The sequence below is a fragment of the Exilibacterium tricleocarpae genome (assembly GCF_007004655.1).
GTDB classification, from domain to species: domain Bacteria; phylum Pseudomonadota; class Gammaproteobacteria; order Pseudomonadales; family Cellvibrionaceae; genus Exilibacterium; species Exilibacterium tricleocarpae.
The window spans coordinates 350,046-371,513 of the sequence record NZ_ML660091.1 but is presented as its reverse complement, the minus strand read 5'-3'; the positions used below and the strand labels follow the sequence as shown (position 1 = coordinate 371,513).

Annotated in this window: 20 protein-coding genes; 9 read left to right on the top strand and 11 right to left on the bottom strand. The window is 58.8% G+C overall.

Features of this window, described 5'->3' with window-relative positions; translation table 11 throughout:
- Nucleotides 1-224: 224 nt before the first annotated feature.
- Nucleotides 225-836, bottom strand: a complete 612-nt coding sequence (locus tag FKG94_RS09805) for a hypothetical protein (protein WP_142904034.1) — start codon at nt 834-836, stop codon at nt 225-227.
- A 105-nt stretch (nt 837-941) separates the two neighbouring features.
- Nucleotides 942-2,987, bottom strand: coding sequence for a transglycosylase SLT domain-containing protein (locus FKG94_RS09800; RefSeq protein WP_142904120.1), 2,046 nt, complete (start codon nt 2,985-2,987; stop codon nt 942-944).
- 416 nt (nt 2,988-3,403) lie between these two features.
- On the opposite strand from FKG94_RS09800, the gene FKG94_RS09795 reads away from it, so the two are divergent.
- Nucleotides 3,404-5,302 carry an ATP-binding cassette domain-containing protein gene (locus tag FKG94_RS09795; RefSeq protein WP_142904033.1) on the top strand — a complete coding sequence of 633 codons (1,899 nt, stop codon included), beginning with the start codon at nt 3,404-3,406 and terminating at the stop codon, nt 5,300-5,302.
- 34 nt (nt 5,303-5,336) lie between these two features.
- Here FKG94_RS09795 and FKG94_RS09790 read toward each other — a convergent pair whose 3' ends face one another.
- Complete coding sequence (locus FKG94_RS09790) at nt 5,337-5,783, bottom strand: universal stress protein (protein WP_142904032.1); 447 nt, start codon at nt 5,781-5,783, stop codon at nt 5,337-5,339.
- 230 nt (nt 5,784-6,013) lie between these two features.
- On the opposite strand from FKG94_RS09790, the gene FKG94_RS09785 reads away from it, so the two are divergent.
- The 4 genes from FKG94_RS09785 (at nt 6,014) to FKG94_RS09770 (ending at nt 10,739) form a co-directional block, all read left to right on the top strand.
- On the top strand, nt 6,014-6,529 hold the full coding sequence (locus FKG94_RS09785; RefSeq protein ID WP_142904031.1) for a hypothetical protein: 516 nt from the start codon (nt 6,014-6,016) through the stop codon (nt 6,527-6,529).
- Between the two features lie 602 nt (nt 6,530-7,131).
- Entirely contained in the window at nt 7,132-9,786 is a 2,655-nt protein-coding gene (gene topA, locus FKG94_RS09780) for a type I DNA topoisomerase (protein WP_142904030.1), read from the top strand.
- A gap of 59 nt (nt 9,787-9,845) precedes the next feature.
- The gene (locus FKG94_RS09775) at nt 9,846-10,349 is read left to right on the top strand and encodes a DUF6586 family protein (protein WP_142904029.1); all 504 of its coding nucleotides are present in this window, start codon (nt 9,846-9,848) and stop codon (nt 10,347-10,349) included.
- Nucleotides 10,350-10,481: 132 nt separating this feature from the next.
- Entirely contained in the window at nt 10,482-10,739 is a 258-nt protein-coding gene (locus FKG94_RS09770; protein WP_142904028.1) for a hypothetical protein, read from the top strand.
- A gap of 174 nt (nt 10,740-10,913) precedes the next feature.
- On the opposite strand, the gene FKG94_RS09765 is transcribed toward FKG94_RS09770, so the two are convergent.
- The 3 genes from FKG94_RS09765 to FKG94_RS09755 all read right to left on the bottom strand — a co-directional run bounded on the left by FKG94_RS09765 (nt 10,914) and on the right by FKG94_RS09755 (nt 12,825).
- Nucleotides 10,914-11,339 carry a cell division inhibitor SulA gene (locus FKG94_RS09765; RefSeq protein WP_142904027.1) on the bottom strand — a complete coding sequence of 142 codons (426 nt, stop codon included), beginning with the start codon at nt 11,337-11,339 and terminating at the stop codon, nt 10,914-10,916.
- 29 nt (nt 11,340-11,368) lie between these two features.
- Nucleotides 11,369-11,974 carry a transcriptional repressor LexA gene (gene lexA, locus FKG94_RS09760; protein WP_142904026.1) on the bottom strand — a complete coding sequence of 202 codons (606 nt, stop codon included), beginning with the start codon at nt 11,972-11,974 and terminating at the stop codon, nt 11,369-11,371.
- 404 nt (nt 11,975-12,378) lie between these two features.
- Nucleotides 12,379-12,825 (bottom strand): pyridoxamine 5'-phosphate oxidase family protein, encoded by a 447-nt coding sequence (locus FKG94_RS09755; RefSeq protein ID WP_142904025.1) that lies wholly within the window; start codon nt 12,823-12,825, stop codon nt 12,379-12,381.
- Between the two features lie 154 nt (nt 12,826-12,979).
- On the opposite strand from FKG94_RS09755, the gene FKG94_RS29505 reads away from it, so the two are divergent.
- Entirely contained in the window at nt 12,980-13,276 is a 297-nt protein-coding gene (locus tag FKG94_RS29505) for a DUF1801 domain-containing protein (RefSeq protein WP_142904024.1), read from the top strand.
- On the opposite strand, the gene FKG94_RS28725 is transcribed toward FKG94_RS29505, so the two are convergent.
- From FKG94_RS28725 to FKG94_RS09740, 4 genes are all read right to left on the bottom strand, one after another.
- Entirely contained in the window at nt 13,184-13,465 is a 282-nt protein-coding gene (locus FKG94_RS28725) for a hypothetical protein (RefSeq protein ID WP_179957550.1), read from the bottom strand. The genes FKG94_RS29505 and FKG94_RS28725 overlap by 93 nt on opposite strands.
- Nucleotides 13,462-13,605, bottom strand: a complete 144-nt coding sequence (locus FKG94_RS28720) for a hypothetical protein (protein WP_179957571.1) — start codon at nt 13,603-13,605, stop codon at nt 13,462-13,464. The genes FKG94_RS28725 and FKG94_RS28720 overlap by 4 nt, the downstream gene beginning before the upstream one ends.
- Nucleotides 13,606-13,966: 361 nt before the next feature.
- Nucleotides 13,967-16,582 (bottom strand): TonB-dependent receptor, encoded by a 2,616-nt coding sequence (locus FKG94_RS09745; protein ID WP_142904023.1) that lies wholly within the window; start codon nt 16,580-16,582, stop codon nt 13,967-13,969.
- A gap of 269 nt (nt 16,583-16,851) precedes the next feature.
- Nucleotides 16,852-17,694 carry a MurR/RpiR family transcriptional regulator gene (locus tag FKG94_RS09740; protein WP_142904022.1) on the bottom strand — a complete coding sequence of 281 codons (843 nt, stop codon included), beginning with the start codon at nt 17,692-17,694 and terminating at the stop codon, nt 16,852-16,854.
- A 175-nt stretch (nt 17,695-17,869) separates the two neighbouring features.
- Here FKG94_RS09740 and FKG94_RS09735 point away from each other — a divergent pair, with 175 nt between their 5' ends.
- Nucleotides 17,870-18,691: a hypothetical protein gene (locus FKG94_RS09735; protein ID WP_142904021.1), complete on the top strand. Its 822-nt coding sequence runs from the start codon at nt 17,870-17,872 to the stop codon at nt 18,689-18,691.
- Here the strand turns inward: FKG94_RS09735 and FKG94_RS09730 are convergent.
- Nucleotides 18,669-18,986: a DUF6763 family protein gene (locus FKG94_RS09730; RefSeq protein WP_142904020.1), complete on the bottom strand. Its 318-nt coding sequence runs from the start codon at nt 18,984-18,986 to the stop codon at nt 18,669-18,671. The genes FKG94_RS09735 and FKG94_RS09730 overlap by 23 nt on opposite strands.
- 435 nt (nt 18,987-19,421) lie before the next feature.
- On the opposite strand from FKG94_RS09730, the gene FKG94_RS09725 reads away from it, so the two are divergent.
- Both FKG94_RS09725 and nagZ read left to right on the top strand, forming a co-directional pair.
- The gene (locus FKG94_RS09725; protein WP_142904019.1) at nt 19,422-20,072 is read left to right on the top strand and encodes a TetR/AcrR family transcriptional regulator; all 651 of its coding nucleotides are present in this window, start codon (nt 19,422-19,424) and stop codon (nt 20,070-20,072) included.
- Between the two features lie 10 nt (nt 20,073-20,082).
- Nucleotides 20,083-21,123, top strand: a complete 1,041-nt coding sequence (gene nagZ / locus FKG94_RS09720) for a beta-N-acetylhexosaminidase (protein WP_246125064.1) — start codon at nt 20,083-20,085, stop codon at nt 21,121-21,123.
- The last annotated feature ends 345 nt before the right edge of the window (nt 21,124-21,468 follow it).

Sequence of the window (21,468 nt, the reverse complement as noted above, 5' to 3'; positions counted from 1 at the left end):
TGGTGTGGTTCTCCTCGAAGGGGTCGGGGTGCTTGAATTTTAACCAGAAAAGACCTGGTCAAAATTCAAGCACCCCGACCCCGCACTCCCAGCGGCACGGTGCGGGGACGTAACTTCAGTTGCGTCCCCTTAGAATGGTGCCACTCCCTTCCTCAGGGCCCCCACCTCCGGCGGCACGGTCTTTAAACAATAAGAGCCGTCCCATTCAACGGGACAATCGCCGGCTAGAACAATTCCACTTCATCACCGTTATCCTCGCGCCCCACATCCTCGGCATCGAAGTGGTGACGGTAGATTTCCAACGCTTCCTTCACACTGGCGCCCTGCATAATATGCTCAAACATAATGCGCTCGGCTTCCATCGAGTAACTGGATTTTACCTCCGCCTGAATCTCCTCCCAGGCCTTGGGGTCGTGGATTTTATCCGTCGTACCCATGATCTCCGTCATCCGCTCCAGGCTGCGCGCCACATGATCGAGCCGCTGGCTGATGCGGTCATAGAACTGAAATGCGGTGACCGCCTCGCTGACCCGACCATCGGTTTCCTCGGCATTGAGACTCACAGAGTGTTTCAGTTGGCCCAGTTGGTCCGGTTCGGAAACCTCCTGCAAGCGTCGATTGACCTCCTTGGTATGCTGCGCCAGCTTGGTAAACGATAAGGTGAGTTGATCCATGGAGTCGCCACTCTCCACCACGGCCGTCTCGATCTGACAAACCGCCAGGTACAGCATGGTGATGGTTTCCTGTATGTGACACCAGTTCTGCTCCAGGGACTGGGTCGCCGACATTCCTGGGGCTGGGGTGGGGTTACCGCTTTCGACGATATTGGTGGCCATATTACATCCAACCGTTTGACTGTTTATTCAACAAGCATAGCAGGCAAATGCCGAGATGCCGCCCAGTTTGGCGGTTTCGGGCCTATCCGTGATTAAAAGCGGCGATTAAAAGCGGTGATTGGCTTCAGACGGGGTGATGAAGGGGGCTTCATTACCCAGGCGGTGACCGTAAATCACTGAAAATGCCAGTACGTTTTGCACGTAGTGGCGGGTTTCTTTGAAGGGGATGGTCTCGATCCAGATATCGTAGGGAAGCTGCCGATCGCTTTTCGCCAGCCACTGCTTGACCCGGTGGGGCCCGGCGTTATAAGCGGCGGCGGCCAGGATACGATTGCCGTCGAACTGATCCAACAGTTGGTTCAGGTAGCTGCTGCCGAGAGTGATATTGGGTTCCGGCTTCAGCAGATCCCGCTCCCGGTAACGCACCCCAGCACGGCGCGCGGTCTGGCGCGCGGTGGTGGGCATCAACTGCATCAGGCCCAGGGCGCCGGCCGGCGAGCGGACATCGGCGGCAAAGGCGCTCTCCTGGCGCGCGATGGCGAACAGCAGGGTCGGTGCGATCGAAGTGCGGCGGGCCGCCGCCTGCATCTGGTCGCGGTAAGCCAGCGGGAAGCGCACTTGCAGGTCATCCCAGTGGCGGGCGGCGATCATGGCCTGAATGCCCTTGTTGTACCAGCCCCAGGTTTCGGCCAGTTTGCCGGAGGCCACCAGGGCCGGCGCATCGAGATTGCGGGTGGCGAACAACCACTCGAGGCGCGCATGGTGGATTTCGCCCAGCTCGAACAATTCCCGTGCACGCTTAATGCCGGGGAGGTTGGCGACAGCGTTGATCAATTCCCGCGGGGGATCGACAGGACTGTTGACCAGCGTGTAGTCGCGCCCCAGGGTATCGGCGGACAGGAACCCGTAAAAGCTCCGTTTCAGCGCCAGGCTGGCGTAGATTTGCCGCGGTGTCGGGTAGGCCGGGTCATCCAGCCCCAAGGCCTCCATAGCGCGGGCGCGCCAGTAGATCCAGCGGTCGCTGCGTTGCACCTCGGCGGGCAATTGCCGCAACCAGCGGTAGACCTTGTCCCAGTCTTGTTGGTGCAGGGCGTCCCGCGCCAGCCATTCGATCAGGTCGAGACTGGTGATATTGCCACTTTGCAACAGCAGTCGCTCGGCGTCCTGCAGGTGACCGGCGCGGGCCAGCCGGGTGGCGAGGTACTGCTGGGTGGCGCTGCGCTCGGTGTCGGGGAACAGTTGCTGGGCATCGTAGCGTTGCCACTGGTAAAGCGCTGCCTGGGGATCGCGGCGGGCATAGCGGCGGATGCCGTGCTGGATGATTTCCTGCATCTCGGCACTCTGGTCGGCAAAGCGCCGGCGCTGCCCGATGCGTTGCGGGTAGCGGTCCACCTCCTGATAGAGTTGTGCCAGTCGCTGCTGCGCCGGCTCCATCAGTCCGGAGATATACTTGGCCAGGGCCCGGCGCCGGTTGTCCAGCGCCTTGCCGTGGCGCTCCCAGGCCACCGCCGGTGTCAGGCCGCCGGCCTTGAGCCAGGCGTTGAACAGCGGGGTGCAGGCGTCCGGTTGCGATTTGCCTACGTTCCAGAGTTCGGCCACCTGGTCCAGCGCCTCCTCTTCACCGTTGTTGAGACGCGCCTGCAAGTACTGGCAGCGCAGCTCAGTACTGCCCAGCCGGGGTTTGTAGTAACTCTGAAACTCATGCCAGCGCTGGCGCTTTGCCAGTACCGCCAGCCATTTTCGGAGCAACTGCCGGGCCAGATAACTGTGTTCGTAACGGTCCAGGAAGCGGTCCACCTCCAGGTAGGGCAACAGGTGCAGGCGGCGGGTCAGTTCACTGTATTCGAGATAGGGTTTGAGGGGGTAGTCACCCAGCTTGCGATAGTGCTGCCGATAGGTTTGCAGGTGGCCACTGCGCAATGCCGCCTTGGCAGCCCGGTAGTGCTGGCGCTGTTCTGTCTCGAAGTAGTTGCCGGTGGCGAGCAGCGCGGCGCCGGTGGTGGTGGCGCCGGGGTCGGCGACAGCCAGCGAGGAGAGACCGAGCCACAGCCAGCACCACAGTAACGGGTGCAGGGCTCGCTGGTGATGACCGGCCGACACCGCGCTAGGTGCCGGGGATGAGGGGGGAAACCTGCTGTTACTACTGAGCATCACCGGTTAGCCGTCTCTTCGCCGTTTCTTTAACCGTACCACTGTCATGACTTGCCCTGACTTCTAGTGACTGCATATTAATGGGTCGCTTATCGACTCGCTTGGTTCCGGCCCGTTTTTTCACTTTGCTGTCTTTGGCTGGGGCTGGCCGTTTTGTCGGCCAGTTGAGCCGCTGTCCGAATTCAGTGTCGCGACGGTTCATCGTTGAGACCGGATCGCGGCGGATTAATTTCACCGGGCCGGTCAGCGTTCATTATTAGCCAGCTTGCCGCGCTCGACTAGTCCAGATTGCCATTGCATCGACCAGTGGTCGAGTGACGGTTGTGACCTGGCGCAGCTTTGGGTTTATCATCCGCCTGCGCCGGCGTTGCCTCCGCGCCTCTCAACAATTACAACTGATGTTAAGTTATCTTTTTATGTCATTGATTTCAATAGAAAACGGTCATTTAAATTACGGTGAGCAGGTATTGCTTGACGGCGTTGACCTGAATATCGAGAAAGGTCGCCGGCTGTGTATCCTCGGGCGCAACGGCGCCGGTAAAACCTCACTGCTGAAGGTAATTGACGGCGAGTTGGAACTCGATGACGGCAGCTTGCGCCGCAGTGGCAGCCTGCGGGTGGCGCGCCTTGAGCAGGCATTGCCGCCGGCGGACGGGACCTCGGTCTACGATGCCGTGGCCGCCGGTATCCCCGAGGTCGGCGACTTGCTGGCCCGCTACCAGCATCTGGCGGGGGCGGCCGACGCGGCATCGCTGCGCCGCCTGGGCGAGTTGCAACAGGCGCTGGATCATGCCGGCGGCTGGGCCCTGCAGCAGCGGGTGGAGACCACTTTGAGCCGCCTGGCACTGCCGGCTGAGCGCACCATGGAGCAGCTTTCCGGCGGCTGGCGCCGGCGCGTAGCCCTGGCCCGCACTCTAGTGGCGGAACCGGATGTGCTGCTGCTCGACGAGCCCACCAATCATCTCGATATCGCCGCTATCGAATGGCTTGAGCAGCAGTTGCAAAACTTTGCCGGAGCCCTGGTATTTATCACCCACGATCGCAATCTGCTGGCGGCACTGGCCACGGATATCGCTGAACTGGACCGCGGTCACCTGCGCCTGTGGCGCGGCGATTACCGGAGTTTTCTGGATTACCGGGCCCGGCAACTGGCCGAAGAGGAGCGTCACAACCAGCTATTCGATAAGCGACTGGCGCAGGAGGAGACCTGGATCAGACAGGGGATCAAGGCCCGGCGCACGCGTAACGAAGGGCGTGTGCGAGCCCTGAAAAAGATGCGTGAAACCCTGCGCCAGCGGCGCGGGCAGGTCGGTAACGCCAGGTTGCGGCTCAGCGATGCCGAGGCGTCGGGCAAGCTGGTGGTCGAAATGAGCGGCGTCAGTTTTGCCTGGCAGGGGGCGCCGGTGGTGGCAGATTTTTCCGCGCTGGTATTGCGCGGCGATCGGATTGCCCTGGTGGGACCCAACGGCGCCGGCAAGACGACCCTGCTGAAGCTGATGCTCGGGCAGTTACAACCGCAGGCCGGTCAAGTGCGTCGCGGCAGCGGTCTCGAGGTTGCCTATTTCGATCAATTGCGCGAACAGCTGGCATTGGATAAGAGCGCGGCGGACAATGTGGCCGAGGGCCGCGAGCAGATTACCCTCGACGGCAAGACGCGCCACATCATCAGTTATCTTAACGACTTTTTGTTCAGCGGCGAAAGGGCGCGCACACCGGTGCGGGCGCTGTCGGGCGGCGAGCGCAATCGGGTGTTGCTGGCGAAACTGTTCAGCAAACCCAGCAACCTGCTGGTGCTCGATGAGCCCACCAACGATCTCGACGTTGAAACCCTGGAGCTGTTGGAGGAGGTGCTGTCGAATTACAACGGGACCGTACTGCTGGTCAGTCACGACCGCGCTTTTATGGACAATGTTGTCACCAGTACCTTTGCCTTTGAGGGTGAGGGGCGGGTGCGCCAGTACGTGGGCGGGTACGACGACTGGCTGCGCCAGGGCGGCGGCTGGAACAGCGGCGAGGAAGACAGTGGCCGGCGCCGGTCGGACCCTCGTGCCGAGAACCCGGCGGCGGGCGGCGCGAAAAAAGCCAAAAAACTCAGTTACAAACTCCAGCGCGAACTCGACCGCCTGCCGGCGCAGATAGAAACACTGGAACAGGAGTTGTCGCGCTTGCAGGAGGCGATCGCCGCACCGGCGTTTTACCAGCAGCCCCACGCCGAAACCAGTCGGGCACTGCAACAGTTGGCGGATGGGGAAGCGGCGTTAAATCAGCTCTACGAGCGCTGGGAATTGTTGGAAGCCGGCAGCAGTGCGGACTGATGCGCGGTGCCGCCGGCCGCCGGTGCCGTCGTCCTTACTCCGGGTCGGAGTCCCGCACCCGCACCGCCAGCACATCGCATTTGGCGCCGTGCAAAACACCGTTGGCGGTGGAACCCAACAACAGCGCCAGGCCCTGGCGCCCGTGACTGCCGACCACGATTAAATCGGCATGCTGTAACTTTGCCAGGTGGTGGATTTCGCTGGCGGGTTGTCCGATCACCACATGTTGTCGCTCCGGTGGTATCTGAGCTTTTGTGGCCAGGGTAGTGAGTTGTTCGGTCGCCTGTTCCTGCAGTTGGTCTTGTACCTCGGAGAGGTCCATGGGAATATCGCCGCCGTAGGCAAACGTCAGCGGCTCTATAATATGGGCAATGCTCAGGCGGGCATTGCAGGCCGCCGCCATACTCACCGCGCGATCCAGTACCTGCGCTGACTCTTCGGAGAGATCGACACCCACGATAATATGCTGGTAATGCGCCATATTTTTTGTCCTTTTGTGGCCACAATCTTGTAATGTTAAACCGAATTTGGGACCCTGCCTAGCGTCCGTTGACAGTGGCTGGACCGGTGCGCTTGCAAGCGCGTCTCCCGATGGAGTCAATAACCCGGTTGGCCAATGTCGCCTGGCGATGCAGCGGAGCCAACTCACTGCGTGTCCTCGGGCAGTATTCCCCAAACGGACACCTACAACAATTGACAGGGATCAACTGCATGTGGATACCGGTAATAATCGTCGCCCTGGCGGTGGTGATGGTGGTGGGACCGGTGATGCTGATGCGTCCCACCAACCTGCAACGACGCCAGAGCCGGTTGCGCGCTTACGCCGGCGGCAAGGGCCTCAGAGTTCGGCTGCAAGCTGTTCCCGAGGGGGCGAAGTCGCCGGATGCGCGACAACTTCTGCCGGTTTACATTCTGCCCGCAACGGATGCCGAGGCCGGCACTAAACCGCCACCGCCATGGTTACTGGTCAGGCGCAGTCTGAGTCACGAGATACATTTCAGCGGTCACTGGGACTGGCAGGGAGACCAGCGGGCCGCCCCCTGCTGTTGGGATGGTCTGCGCGAGACGCTCGAACGTCTGCCCGCTGACGTGATTGCTCTGGGAAGGGGCCCCCAGGGTGTCTATGTGTTTTGGGCGGAGGAGGGTAGTGAACAGTCGGTGGACCGGTTGTGTGATCTTTTGTTGCAGGTGAGTGAACTCCCGCACCGCGGAAACAGCCCGCCTTGAATTCCTTGTCTGTTTGTGGGCTGCGGCTCGTCCCCTTGGCTGACTGCTGTCCGTCTTCGAACTCGGGATTGGCGTGTCTTTATCAGTGGTTGACTGCGCTGACGCAGATCCGAAAGCGAAATTGTCAGCACAAAAAACAGTCAACATGATTTTTGAAGACAGCGTGACACTGGGTTTGGGGTGTGCCGTTGTTTTGTATTTTCTGAATATAGTGCTAATCCTATTTATCGAATATCCCCCGGCGGCAGGAATCCAATCGGCGCCGTGGCGGCGCTTGGCGCTACTGTGTAAGTGTATGAAAATCAAAGGGATAGAGGGTTTTTTAGATCGTGCTATGGGGTCGTCATGGAATTCACCGAGAGCCGATTCACGGGGGTTCGGCAATGTCTACCAGTCGAAATAATCGGCGGTTATTACTTGACCCTCGATCGAAACAGACTTATATATGCGCTCCGCGGGGTACTGACCCGATGGACGATCAGGCGGCCTCAGCCGCCACAGGATAAGCGACGGTAAAGTGTAAAACGGATTTGCTTTTAAGGCTTTTTTGAATTATCGATAGTGTTACCCACAGGTTATTGCAGAGGTTTTCAGAAGGAAGTATGGGCAAATCCTTAGTGATTGTTGAGTCGCCGGCCAAGGCTAAAACCATTAACAAATATCTGGGTAAAGACTACGTCGTCAAGTCCAGTGTCGGGCATATCAGGGATTTGCCTACCAGCGGTGGTGCCAAAAAACCGGTCGACGCCAAGGAGAGAGCGCGGCAGGCGGCCATTACCCGCAAGTTGTCGCCGGATGAAAAGGCCGCTCACAAGCAGCGCAAAGCGCGTGAACAACTGATCAACCGCATGGGCATCAATCCGGAGGATGGTTGGCAGGCGCAGTACCAGATTCTGCCCGGCAAAGAAAAAGTCGTGGACGAATTGCGCAAGCTGGCCGCCGATGCCGAAGCGATTTACCTGGCGACGGATTTGGACCGCGAGGGCGAGGCGATCGCCTGGCATCTGCGCGAAGCCATCGGCGGCGATGAGAATCGTTACCGCCGTGTCGTGTTCAACGAGATTACCAAGGGCGCCATTCAGGAGGCGTTCAAAAATCCGGGCCCGATCGACCACAACCGGGTCGATGCGCAACAGGCGCGGCGTTTTCTCGATCGGGTGGTGGGTTATATGGTCTCGCCGCTGCTGTGGGAGAAGGTGGCGCGAGGTTTATCCGCCGGCCGCGTGCAGTCGGTGGCGGTACGGCTGGTGGTGGAGCGCGAGCGCGAGATTCGCGCGTTTATACCGGAGGAATACTGGGACCTGTTTGCGGACCTGAAAACAGCGGCCGGCGATAAGCTCCGTGTGGAGGTCAAGAAGCAGGCCGGCAAGGCGTTTAAACCGGTCAATGAAGCCCAGGCCATGGCGGCGGTCAAAGCGCTCACCGATGCCCGTTACGAGGTGGCCAAGCGCGAGGACAAGCCGACCCAGTCCAAACCCTCTGCGCCTTTTATTACCTCGACTCTGCAACAGGCGGCCAGTACCCGCCTCAGTTTCAGTGTCAAAAAGACCATGATGCTGGCCCAGCGACTTTATGAAGCCGGCTATATCACTTACATGCGCACCGATTCCACCAACTTGAGCCGCGAGGCGGTGGATACCTGTCGCGATTACATTCTCGACAACTACGGCAAGCGTTATGTGCCGGCACAACCGAACGGCTACTCCAATAAAGAGGGCGCCCAGGAGGCCCACGAGGCTATTCGCCCGTCTGACGTAGCCGTTAAACCGACTCAACTGAAAAGCATGGAGCGCGATGCAGAGCGCCTCTATGCGTTGATCTGGCAGCAGTTTGTCGCCTGCCAGATGACGCCGGCGGAATTTACCAGCACCTCGATCGTGATCGCCGCCGGCGAGTTTGAATTGCGCACCCGGGGGCGGGTGATCCGCTTTGACGGCTACATGAAGGTGCAGCCGCCGGTGGCGAAAAAAGACGAGGACGTTGTGCTGCCGGAACTGAAGGTCGGCGATGTGCTGTCGCTATTGAAACTCGATCCGACCCAGCATTTTACCAAGCCGCCGGCCCGCTACAGTGAAGCCAGCCTGGTGAAAGAGTTGGAAAAGCAGGGCATAGGGCGGCCCTCGACCTATGCCTCTATTATTTCGACGATCCAGGACCGCGGCTACGTACATTTGGAAAACCGGCGTTTCTTTGCCAAAAAGATGGGCGACATCGTCACTGAGAGGCTGGTGGAGAGTTTCAGCGACCTGATGGACTATAGCTTTACCGCCAATATGGAAGAATCGCTCGACCAGGTCGCCGACGGGCATACGAGCTGGCGGCAATTGCTCGATGAGTTCTACCAGGGCTTTACCCAAAAGCTGACCCAGGCGCAGGCCGCGCAGGGCGGTATGCGCTCCAACGAGCCCACCGATACCGATATTGTTTGCAGCAACTGCGGCCGGCATATGCAAATTCGCACCGGCAGTACCGGTGTGTTTTTGGGCTGCTCCGGTTACGCCCTGCCGCCGAAAGAGCGCTGTAAAAATACCATGAACCTGGTCTCGGGTGACGAGGTCGTGAACGTCGAGGAAGACGATGAGGCGGAGTCTAAACAACTGCGTGCTAAGCGGCGCTGCAAGCTGTGTCACACGGCGATGGACAGTTACCTGGTGGATGAGACACGCAAGCTGCATATCTGCGGCAACAATCCGGATTGTCCCGGGTTTGAGGTGGAGCAGGGCACCTTCAAGCTGAAAGGTTATGACGGGCCGGTGATCGAGTGCGACAAATGCGGCAGCGAGATGCAGTTGAAGTCGGGTCGCTTCGGTAAATATTTTGGCTGCACCGGGGAGGACTGTAAGAACACCCGCAAGTTGCTGAAAAACGGCGAGGCGGCACCACCGAAAATGGACCCGGTGGCGATGCCGGAATTAGAGTGCCAGAAAGTTGAAGATCACTATGTGCTGCGAGACGGCGCCTCGGGGTTGTTTCTGGCTGCCAGTCAGTTCCCTAAAAACCGGGAGACCCGTGCACCGCTGGTGGCCGAAATCTTGCCGCATCGCAAAGAGATCGATCCCAAATACGAGTATCTGTTTTCCGCGCCCACCGAGGATGACAACGGTGTGCCGACACTGATTCGCTTCAGCCGCAAGACCAAGGAACAGTACGTACAGTCGGAAGTTGACGGCAAGGCCACCGGCTGGAAGGCATTTTACCAAAACGGCAAGTGGGTGGTTAGCGAGACGAAAAAATCCACCCGTAAAAAATCCGGCTGAATGCTTGAAGCCGGGGCGCTGTGCTGGCGTCAGGCACCGGGGTCGGAGGTAGCGAACCTATGTCAAATCCCTATCTGCCGCGGGTAAACCGCGCGCTGGCCTATGTCAAAGTGCAACTGGATGCCGTCGACCGTGCCGCTGCAACGCCGCCGGACCAGGGGCTGCACATCGAGGCGGCGCTCAATGCAGCCGTGTTGCAACTGTGGCTGGCGCTCCAGTTGTATTGGCACGAGATTGCCGGCAACTACCGCATCAGGGAACCGGTACCGACGCTGGAGGGCCTGCTTGTGCAACTGGACAGGGCTTCCCTGGCCGCTGCGGAGGCACATGAGCTACAGACGCTGGCCGCGACCGAGGGCTCCTGGCTTGCCGATTTAACCCGCTGGCAGCGCGAGCTGATACCTGGGAGTGAATCATCGCCTGCGGTGACGACCGGTGCAATAAAGACCATTGCGTCAGTAAATTTAGATCGGGCCCCACCCGAAGTAGCGCAATTGCGTCACTGCCTGGCAGCGATGAAAGAATTGTTAGAGCGCCAGCGTCAGGGAATGGCGGAATATTGACGTCTTCAGATCCCCGCTTTCAGTCGTCGTCCAAGGCGCTGTCGCCCGCAGGCATTCAATGGTAAAATACCGCGCCAGAGGTATCGAAAAGGTCCCGCATAGCGTATTGTCGGACCTCTGCGTGGAGTTTATATGCCGTCTTCTTTGTTTGAAATCATCGAGTTGCCCAACGGCGATATCGCGTTACAGCGCGCCGGGGAAGAAGGCGAGCCGGTAGTCTGTATACGTTTCTCTCAGGAATCTCTTTATTTTCTTCGTGAATCCAAGTTTGAAGTCGCCAAGGCCATGATCGAGGCCGGTCTGGAAGCGGCCAGTGAAATGGCCGAGCGCGACGAATCGACGATTGAATTTGAAGTTGATAGTGACAGTGATACGCAGACCATCCACTGACGTTGTGACGCCTCAGTAGTCTTATAGCGCTTTTTTATTACCCCAATATTTTCTCTCTGCCCCTTGTCTGCTCCTCGACGAGCCCCGGTGGCGGCGTATTTTATTCCGTTCCGGCGGGGACCCGATCTACATTTGCCGTCGCATCAGTCAGTACTGTGCCAACCATTGCAGTCCTTACCGCAACCGCAGCATGATCCCTCTGGCATCGCCGCGCTCGGCTGCCTCATCCAGTCTGCGAAAGTGGGCCTCGCTGATTTTACCGGGACTGGCAATAACAGTGTGGCTGTTGCCGGCCGCCAGGGCATCCCAGGTGATCCAGAGCACGTCTTCCGCTCGAGGCGGGTAAACCAGCCTGAGTTTGCGACTGTCGACGCCATAAGCGTCGAGCTGACGCCGGTCGAGCCGGTGGTCGCCGATCCAGGTAATCCAGCGGTAATCGTCGAGATGGCTCATATGGGCGAGCATCGGCAGTATCAGCTGTAATTGTGCCGGACTCTCGCCGGACAGGACCACTTCGGTGACGCCGCTGGGGGTTGGCGCGGGCTGGGGCCGCCGCGGCTGCTGATAAGCGGTGGCGGTTGCAGTTGCTCCATAACGCATGGGAATTCACTCCAAATCAGTCGGGAGTATCAGACGCCCTGGCGCAAGACACCGACACTCAAACCCTCGATATTGAAATCCTGGTCGCGCAAATCGACCTCGATCACGTCGAAATCCTGGTTTTCCGGCAGGAGTTGTACTTGATGACGATTGCGTTCGCGCTTGAAGCGCTTGACGGTGACCTCTTCGCCGATACGGGCCACCACGATCTGCCCGTTGCGCGCCTGGTTGGTTTTGTGCACGGCCAGCAGATCGCCGTCGAGAATACCGGCGTCTTTCATACTCATGCCTTTTACCCGCAGCAGGTAGTCGGCGCTGGGATGAAAGAAGTTGCTGGGAATATCACAGTAGTCCTCGATATTCTCCTCCGCCAAAATCGGGTTACCCGCTGCTACCCGTCCGACGAGAGGCAGGCCGTGGTACTGCTCCGGCAGCCGAATGCCCCTGGAGGCCCCGGCGATCATTTCGATCGCCCCTTTGCGCGCCAGGGCTTTCAGGTGTTCCTCGGCGGCATTGGCGGAGCGAAAGCCCAGTTCCCTGGCGATTTCGGCGCGAGTGGGGGGGTAGCCGGTGTCCTCGATATTGCTTTTGATCAACTGCAATACCTCTTCCTGACGTGCAGTAAGCTTGCTCATGGGGTTGCCTCTGTTTTTTTATACAGTAGCTGGGATTATATACAGTAAATCGATCAGTGCAAGTACTGGGTGAGGGGGAGGGCTCAGGCCTTGGGGCAGATTTGTCCACATTGAACTGAAAAATACAATGAATCAAGTAGTTACCGCAGAAAGTCGCGCCTTCTTTCTGCCAAATTAGGGTGATCAATTGCTAGAGAGGGATCGCCTGGTGGATGTACGACAGGAATTTCCCGCCCCCACTCCTTCCGAAAACGGGCAGGACGGCGCTGTTTCGGGTTGTTACCCCAATGGTATACCCGTGTCGCGATCGTAGCGATACCCCAAAAGACATCGCATTACACTTGACGCCAAAATCAATCGCGTTTTATTTCCGCCGGCAGGATGAACGGATAATCAGGAGGCCGCTACAAGCTGACCAGCTCCGTATGGCCAAAGCCCTTCCTGTAATCGAGTAGTGAAATCACCTTGGGCTCTACCCGAAAGAAAACGAGATCGAGGTTATCACCCATTTCATACTCCACTGCCTGCGGGAACTTTTCCATCAGTAGGGTTCCAATTTTTTCGCGTTCAGCCGGATCATCAACGGCGACCGCCAGGGCGCCCATGGATAGTGACTCGATATCGTTCCAGCTTTTGTATTCGCGGTTAATGGTCAGGGAAACCTTGTTGTTTTTCGCGATGTTTTGCGCCTTCTGGCTATTTGCCGGTGTTATAAAATAGACGGTGAGACCTTCACTGAGATAACTGACCGTTGTCGCTTGTGGAAAGCCATCCTCCCGGACTGTGGCAATTGTCATATCGTTTACATCAGTGATAATCGATGTGATTTGGTCGCGCAGTTGCCGGTCCATTGTATTCTCCCGCTGCGGATTTTAAGGCTTATGTTGATAGAAATTGAGGGCGGGGTATTGACGCAGGTCAAGTTGCCACCAGTTGGTAACCCTACTATAGCGGTGTACCGAAACAGGTAGGAAGCGAGACACGCATGGCAAAGCCGCACAGACAATGGACAGTTATATCGCCGCCCGAAATCCGGCGGTGCGCACCACGCTGGCGGCACTGCGAGCACTGGTTCAACCAACGCTGCCACAGGTCACAGAAGGTATGAAATGGGGCGCGCCCATATTTTTAGACCCGCAAGGGGAGCCGGTTGTCTATCTATATGGCGGTAAGGATCACGCCAATCTGGGGTTTATCCGTGGTGCGGAGTTAAGTGACCCCAAAGGTATTCTGCAGGGACGCGGGCACTTGGGACGGCACGTTGCGAGTATTGGCGATGCTCGGTGCCATGACGGCGGTTGAACTGTTGCGATGCCGCAGGCCGCGGGTATGCCCGTGCTCGTGTGCCCAGAGAATGCCCTCCAGGCTGGAGGTGAACCGCACCACCAGTATGCCGTTGCCGGGCGCCGGTGCGCAGCCGATGATATTGGGAGAAAACCCACCACACCAGTTAATACGATTGACCGCCTTGACAAAGCCGGGAGTGTTCAATCGATGCTGCCGTCACCCGTGCTGACGGTGCCGCTGCGGCGCAGCGTCAGATCGCAGGCGACATCGCCGAAGCCGTCGTTCGTTTTGAGTACGTTGCTGCCATTTCTAAGGATAGAATCAAAAGAATTATGTTTTAGCATACTGCTGATTAAACAGGTTCGTTGAAAAATCAGGCTGCGCAATCGATGTCGTTGCTAGCCTGAATGATTCTAGTACTCTGACCAGCCAATCTTTTCACCTGCAATGGGTTTTGGTGTCCGTAAACGGCCGGTCTCGATCCGGGCCTAGCCCTTTGGGACACGGGCTAGCCCCCCCCCCGATAAATACATTCCTGTGGGCTCTGCGCCAGCATCCCTGCTGGCGAAGGTCCCGAAGGGCTATAGGCTAGGCGCCCCCCCCTGATCGAGACCTAAGTGCCGCCGAAATAAAAACATTTTCTGGTCGAAGCACTAGCAGGGTATTGCAAAGAGAAGCCCGCCAAATCCCCTGTCCAGGGTGATATCAGAAATTGACTGTTAACCCCAGATAAAAAGTCTGACCGTACACTTCATAGCCGGTGTTCTGCCGTTCCCGCAAACCCTGAAACTCGGTGTTGGGCTCGTCGTTGATATTCTGCCATTCGAAAAACACCGAGTAGCGATCGTCAACCGCATAGCTCGCCTTGAAATCCAGGCGCCCGTATTCCCCATGTTGCAGGTCCTCCTCCCGCGAATCCAGAATGTCGGCCAGGAACGCGTCGGATTCATCCAGCGATAGCGACGCCTCAAAGCCGTGGGCCTGGTAGAAAAGGGTATAGCTGCGGGTCCAGTCGGGCTGCTGAATCAACGGCAGTTTATCATCGCGGCCTTCGATTTCGATCTCAGAATCAATCCACGCGAAAGACAGTGCTACACCGAAGCCGCTCCAGGGCGAGGGCAGGAAATCGAACTGTTGCTGGTAACTCAGCTCCACCCCCTCAAGTTCTGCCGCGGTGGCGTTTTCCAGGGTGGTAACGGTAAATTCGTCGAACAGCTCGCCGTTGAAGGTGAAGTCCCGTCGCTGTTCGCTGCGCTCAACGATAAAGTTGTCAATATCTTTGTAGAAAACGGCGAGAGATAAAAGCGCATCTTGCGCGAAGTAGTACTCGAGTGACAAATCGAAATTAGCCGACTCCCGGGCTTCCAGGTCCGGGTTGCCGATAAACAAAGCGCCCTCGCTGCCCTCGCGACTGAGTGAGGAGATGGGGGCGATTTGATTGAAGTCCGGGCGACCCAGGGTGTTGGTCCAGGCGGCGCGCAACACCAGGTCGTCCTCCAGATTGACCCGGTAGATGACGGCCGGCAACAGGTTAGTGTAGTTGCCGCTTTGGGAGATGGGAATCGCGGTGAGATTGTCTGCATCCCGTTGTAAGCCTTTCGAGTCCACCTCCGTGTGCTCCAGGCGCAGGCCGGCGATAACCTCGTGCTCACCCCAGGCCCATTCACCCATCAGATAAACAGCACTGATGTCCTCGGTGATATCGTAGTCGTTTTCGAATTCGTTTTCGAACGTGTCTTCGTCATCGAGTTCGAAAAACGCGGTGTTGTTGCGGTTGGCGTTTAGAAACGCCGTGGCGGCACCGATATCTACCGCCAGGTTGGGGAAGTCGACGCCGTCGATATCATTCACCAGCACTCCGCCGAAGTGACCAAAGTCAGACAGGAACCAGTCGTTGTCGCCCAGGTTATAGCGGGTATTGGCGGCGTCATTGGTGCGATCGGTGGCGGTGTATTTTACGCCGAATTTAAGCTGGCCGGCGTCGCCGAAGGCGGGCAGTTGACGGCGTGCGTTGAGCCCCAGAATCAGCGCGTCTTCCTCAGTCTCATTGTCCTGGAGTAACACCCGGCGAAAGCGCAGCCGCGCGGGGTCCAGTACGTCCGTCGGCCCCGATTGAATCAGCGCGAAGCCGCGACTGTTCAGGCGCCAGGTGTCCGGGCCGTAGCCGTCGCCGCGAAATTCCCAGCGACGGTTTGGCTCTGTTTGCCGGTTTTGGTTGTACTGCGCTACGTAGTCGAGCAGCCAGGTCTCACCGATGGCATTCTCCCCGCCGATGGCGATATTGAAAAACTCTTTATCTTTCTCCTCGTAGCGGGCGTCCTGTTCGCGGCGATTGTTAGTGCCGGAGGTGCCGCCGGTGGGGGTCAGGGCCGTGATATCGCGATTGAAGAAGTGCTCGTAGCGCTGGCGCACCTCCTCCTCTTCAAAGCGGCTGAAAAAGGCGCGCGCGTAGTAGCGATCGGCGTCGGTGGGGCGCCACTCCACTTGGGCGTTGACGCCGGTGCGGATGCGCTCCAGGGTATAGAAATTGTTCTTGGCGTTTTCCGGCAGGCGTGCGCTGACCCCGTCGAGGGTCTCCTCGCGCCAGTCGTCCTGAAATACCCCGCGGGACTCGAAGTCCCGGTAGGAGTAGGACGCACCGAGCAACCATCCCCAAGTGCGTGAGCTGTCGAGGCCACCGAGGGTAAACTTGGCGGCATAGGGGCTGTCCTTCGATAGGTCTTCATAGCCGAATTGCCCGGTAAAGGTGCCGAACAGGACCTCTTCCTGGTCGAAGGGGCCTGCGGTCACCACATTGATCGTGCCGCCTACGCCCTGGGCGTCCATATCCGGGGTTTGTGCCTTCACCACCTCGATCGCTTTTAGAAAGTCGCCGCCGATGACATCCAGCGGCGCCAGGCGGCCGCCATCGTCAGCTTCCGGCGAACCTGTGGTTACACCATTGATGGTGAGGTTGTTGAGCGCGGGGCTGATTCCGCGAATCGATACGAACCGCCCCTCGCCCTGGTCGATGCTGATGGAGACGCCGGGCAGCCGGTCCACCGCTTCGGCGGCATTTTTGTCGGGCAGTTTGCCGATGTCGTCGGCGGAAACGGCATCCACGATGCCGTCGGCCAGGCGTTTAGCCTCGATAGCGCGCCGCTGGGACAGCCGGGTGCCGGTGACCAGGATCTCCTCATCTACGCGGTCGTCCGTCTGTGACCAGACATCTGGGGCGGGCAGGCTCAATACCAGGGCGCAGAGTGCCGCAGATGTGCCAGGTCTGCAGATCGCTATTGACAGGTTGGTATTGCACTGTTTTTTAAATTTCTCAGTCTTCATTTTTGTCTCCCCAGTAATAAAAATTACAGCATCACGTAAAAAAACTCAGCCGCAAGGGTACGGTTGGAAAGTTACCGTGGTGTGTCAGTGCCCCTCAGGGCGGGCTGGCGGGTAAAGTGCGAGCCGGACAGCGCCCGCGACGGGCGTGTGGAGTGATAGAGAGGCAAAGCAACAGAGGGACAAATTGCCGGTTGAACAAAGCACCGGGTGGGCAGACAGGGGTTGAGGCGCGAGAGGAGTGCCGGACAGAGACGATCGCGAGCGGGGTTTTAGGTGTAGATCTGCCGCAACTCGCGCAGGCGCTGGTCGGCGGATCGGCCAATTAATCGTTGGGTTTCAGCAAGCAGGGCTTCGATCAGGCAGGTGATTGCCACGGTAGCGGCGTAATCTGCCGATGGCGCCGGCGTTGAGAATACGAACTTCGCCTGTCTGGCGACGGGCGGCGTTTCGCCATCGCTAAACAGAATGATCTGGGCGCCGCGTTCGGCCGCCAGACGCGTGAAGGCGCCCAGGTCCGAATCATAGGGCGATGGATCGAAAACCACCAGGGTATCGCGCCTGCCGGTGGTCATCAGCTTTTCGGTGCGTTCCAGCGGATCGGCGCTGAGCGGTGTGCACCCCGGGCGCAGCAGCATTAGGCGCCGGTACATGCCGTGGGCCAGGGGGGTAGAGACTCTGCCGCCGATAAGGGATACCTCGTTTGACAAGTCGGCGAGCATTCGTGCCGCTCCCACCAACTCAGCTTCTTGCAGTCGCGAGAAGCCGCGCTGTATATCATCCACCAGGTGTGTGCAGAGCCCGGTAATGCGGCCGGGAAGGTGGCGCACAGATGCGGCCGGTGCGCCGGGGGAAAACTTGTTGTCGAGGAGGTCGGCAATTTCCAGGTGCAGGGCTTTTTGAAATTCGGGGTAGCCGGCAAAACCGAGCTTTTTCACAAATCGCATCACGGTCGGCGAACTGACGCCGGCCTGTTCCGAGACCGCTGCCAGAGTCTGCAGCCCCGCCATGGGGTAATTGCCCAGCAGCACCCGACCCACTTTGCGGTCGGTAGTGCTCAGCTCTGCCCAAAGGCCGTTGATCGATTCAGAAATAAGTGTCTTGGCTCGGGTCATACCGTGTCGGTCCTGGGTGTTACCGCAGCACTATAGGTTTCCCGGCAGACTTGGGTGGAGCTGTCGGGACGAGGTTTACAGGCTTTCAAAGTCAAGTAGGATAGCCCTTTTGTAATATTATTTACAACAGAGATCGGTAGTATGGCGCGGTTAATCTAGATTGTTGGAGTACGATGTGACGGGTTCAGTATTGCCTGCAGGCGCACTTTTGCTGTTTGTCTGTTTATCGGTTTCGGTAGCTGCGGCGGACAAGTCTGTGGAGCCGCTCACCCAGTTTGTTGCCGAGGAGGCGCGCCAGGCGGTGGCCGTGGATGACAGTGCCGTCTATGTGATCGACAACCGGGCTATCGGCAAATATGACAAGCTGACCGGCAAGCGGTTGCGACAGTGGCGGGGTGAGAAAGCGGGGCCGATCCAGCATCTCAACAGTGGTGTGGTTATCGAGGGTCGGTTATACAGCGCCCACTCCAACTATCCCCGACAGCCGATGACAAGCACCATTGAAATCTGGGATACCGAGACGCTCGAGCATATCGGCACGCACAGCTTTGGTATTTATCTGGGATCGGCCACCTGGGTGGATTTTCACCGGGGGCACTGGTGGGTGGTTTTCGCCAACTACGGTACGCGAGGTGGGACGCCGGGCAGGGGGCCCGAGTGGACGCAACTGGTGAAATTTGACGGGCAGTGGCGGCGGCAGGCAGCCTGGGTATTGCCACCGGAACTGGTTACCCGGTTCTCACCCTACAGCAACTCCGGTGGCGGTTGGGGACCCGATGGCAGCCTGTACCTGACGGGTCACGATGAGGCGGCGCTGTTTCGTGTCGAGTTGCCGGCGGCAGGCGCCGCCCTGGTGTATAAAGGGCGTCTGCCGGCGCCGATAGAGGGGCAGGGTATCGCCTGGGAGCGCAATGCCGAGCGGTTGAGGTTGTACGGCATTCGCCGTTCATCGCGAACGGTAGTGGCGGTGAACCTTAGAAATCATCAAACCCGGTAAAACTCTCCGGTTCGATCGAGGCGAGGGGACTGGACCAGCTTTCCGGCACTATGGCCTGGTCGTTGTGCCAGTCGTCTTCGCGACTGAGTTCATAGCCGGCGCCGGCATCCTCCGGCGCCTCTGCGGTGGTCAACGCCAGTTGCGACCAGGCCTCCAGATCAAATTCACTGACTTCACCGCCGAGATATTGCACTTCGACAGTGCCGGCCTGTTCATCGACGGCCACAACCTCGAACATCTGGTCTTCCACCAGGTCTTGAAACCACGCCCCAACGATTGGAATCTGTGTTGCCATAATGCCCCATCCTGTGTCGCACTTCGACAGCCTGTTACATCGATCTCACCCAGCTTTCTGCATTGCCCGATACGCCTGTTGGTGGCGCCCCGACACTGGCCTGGTTCGAGACCCTGTAGCTCGAAACTATCACGCTGATCTGGTTTTGGCACTATCTAGACAAACGCCTCGATTTTTGGCAGGCTCCGCCGCCGGTGCAGAGGCGTGCCGCTAATACCTTAATTTATAAGGATCTTTGACGGCGGCAGTGGCCGGGTCTGTAGTACTTATCTATCCATCGGCATATTACGGTTTGGGGAAAGAAGGAATTAGTCTAAAAATAAAATACTTATCACCCGACCAGAGGTACCGCGGCGGCGCCTGCGGTTTCTTGACATCATCCGGTGGTAAACGTATGTTCCAAACGAGTGTTTAACAACCTGATGAGAAAGCGACATGGCGCAGAGCGACACCGTTGAACGGATTCTGGACGCGGCGGCGGCACTGTTTGCCGAGCGCGGTTTCGCCGAGACTTCACTGCGCACGATCACCAGCACCGCCGGCGTCAACCTGGCGGCGGTCAATTATCATTTCGGTTCCAAAAAGGCGCTGATCCAGGCGGTATTCGGCCGCTATCTGCAGCCGTTTTGTGAGGTGTTGGAGCAAAATCTGGATGCGCACATTGCCGCCAATAACGGCGTCGATCCCGATGTCGATCAGCTCCTGCAGTGTCTGTTCACCGCCATGTTGGAGGCTTCCGCCCGGGTCGGTGAGCAGCCGCAGCGCTTTATGCGCCTGTTGGGGCTCGCCTACAACCAGTCCCAGGAGCATTTGCGGCGTTTTATCGTGGCGGAATTCGGCGCCTATTACTCGCGCTTTACCGGGCTGTTGAAAGCGGCCCTGCCGCACCTGGACCCGGTGGCGTTTTACTGGCGGCTGTACTTTATGCTCGGCGCCACTGTGTTCACGCTGTCGAGTTTCGACTCGATACGCGCCATTCTCAACAGCGAGTTCGATCGCGACACCTCGCTCGACCAGGCGGTGGGTTTACTGGTGCCGGCCATTTCCGGCATGCTCAGCGTCGACAACAGCACTACCACCCACTGAGGTTCTATCCATGTCCGTTTCCCTTTCCGCCGCGGCGTCGGCGGCGCCCGGTAACTTGATGCTCGATATCGAGGGCACTGAACTCGATGCCCAGGACCGCGACGTTTTGCTCGATCCCCAGGTCGGCGGTGTCATTTTCTTTGCACGCAACTTTGTCAGTCGCGCACAGATTACCGCGTTGAGTACGGAAATTCGCGCCCTGCGACCGACGTTGTTGTTGGCAGTGGATCAGGAGGGCGGTCGCGTGCAGCGCTTCAAGGAGGGGTTTACCCGGCTGCCGCCGATGCAGTGCTTTCACCAACTGCACTGTGACGATACCGCCGCCGCCCTGGCGCTGGCGCGAGACAGCGGCTGGTTGATGGCTGCCGAGCTGATCGACAGCGGGCTGGACTTCAGTTTTGCGCCGGTGCTGGATGCCGACGCAGATCGCTGCGGGGCTATTGCCGACCGTGCGTTTTCAGCCGATGTCGAACGGGTGACGGCCCTGGCGGGGGCGTTTATAGAGGGGATGCATGAGGCCGGTATGGCCGCCACCGGCAAGCATTTTCCGGGTCACGGCGGGGTCGTGGCCGACAGCCATCTGGAGCTGCCGGTGGATGGGCGCTCCTGGGAGGCGCTGGCGACAGCCGACTTGGTACCTTTCGCGCGGCTGGCCGACAGGCTGGATGCCGTCATGCCCGCCCACATCCTATTCTCTGAAATTGACAGTCGCCCGGTTGGCTTCTCGCCGATCTGGCTGCAGCAGCGGCTGCGTGGTGAACTGGGTTTTACCGGGGTTATCTTCAGTGACGACCTGTCCATGGAAGGCGCCGGCGCCGCCGGCGGCTATGCCGAGCGGGCGGAGGCGGCGCTGCGGGCCGGCTGCGATATGGTTCTGGCCTGTAACAATCGCCGCGGCGCGCTGGAGGTCTTGCAGCATTTGCACAACCTGGACTGGCCAATACCGGCGCGAGTGGCTACCATGCGCACCGAGGGTCGTAACGGCCTCGCGCTGGCTGCGGCGCCGGCGCGCTGGGAGCGTACGGCCGCGGCCCTGGCGGTCCTGGGCTAAAACGCCGGAAGTGCTTGCAAGTGCCAGTGGTTCTGCCTGGCCTTATGGTTTATTGATAAAGGCGAGGGCTGTGGGCGGCGCAGGCGGCTTGGTGCTGACGGTAGAGGTTTTGTGCTGAAATGGACAGCGCTTGCCGGCGCTGGAGGCTCTTTGTTACCGCTGACGGCTCTATGTTGACGCTGATGGCTCTACGTTGACGCTGATGGCTCTACGTTGACGCTGATGGCTCTTTGTTGACGCTGATGGCTCTACGTTGACGCTGATGGCTCTTTGTTGACGCTGATGGCTCTTTGTTGAGGCTGATGGCTCTACGTTGACGCTAAAAGCCCTGGTTTACCGCTGGAG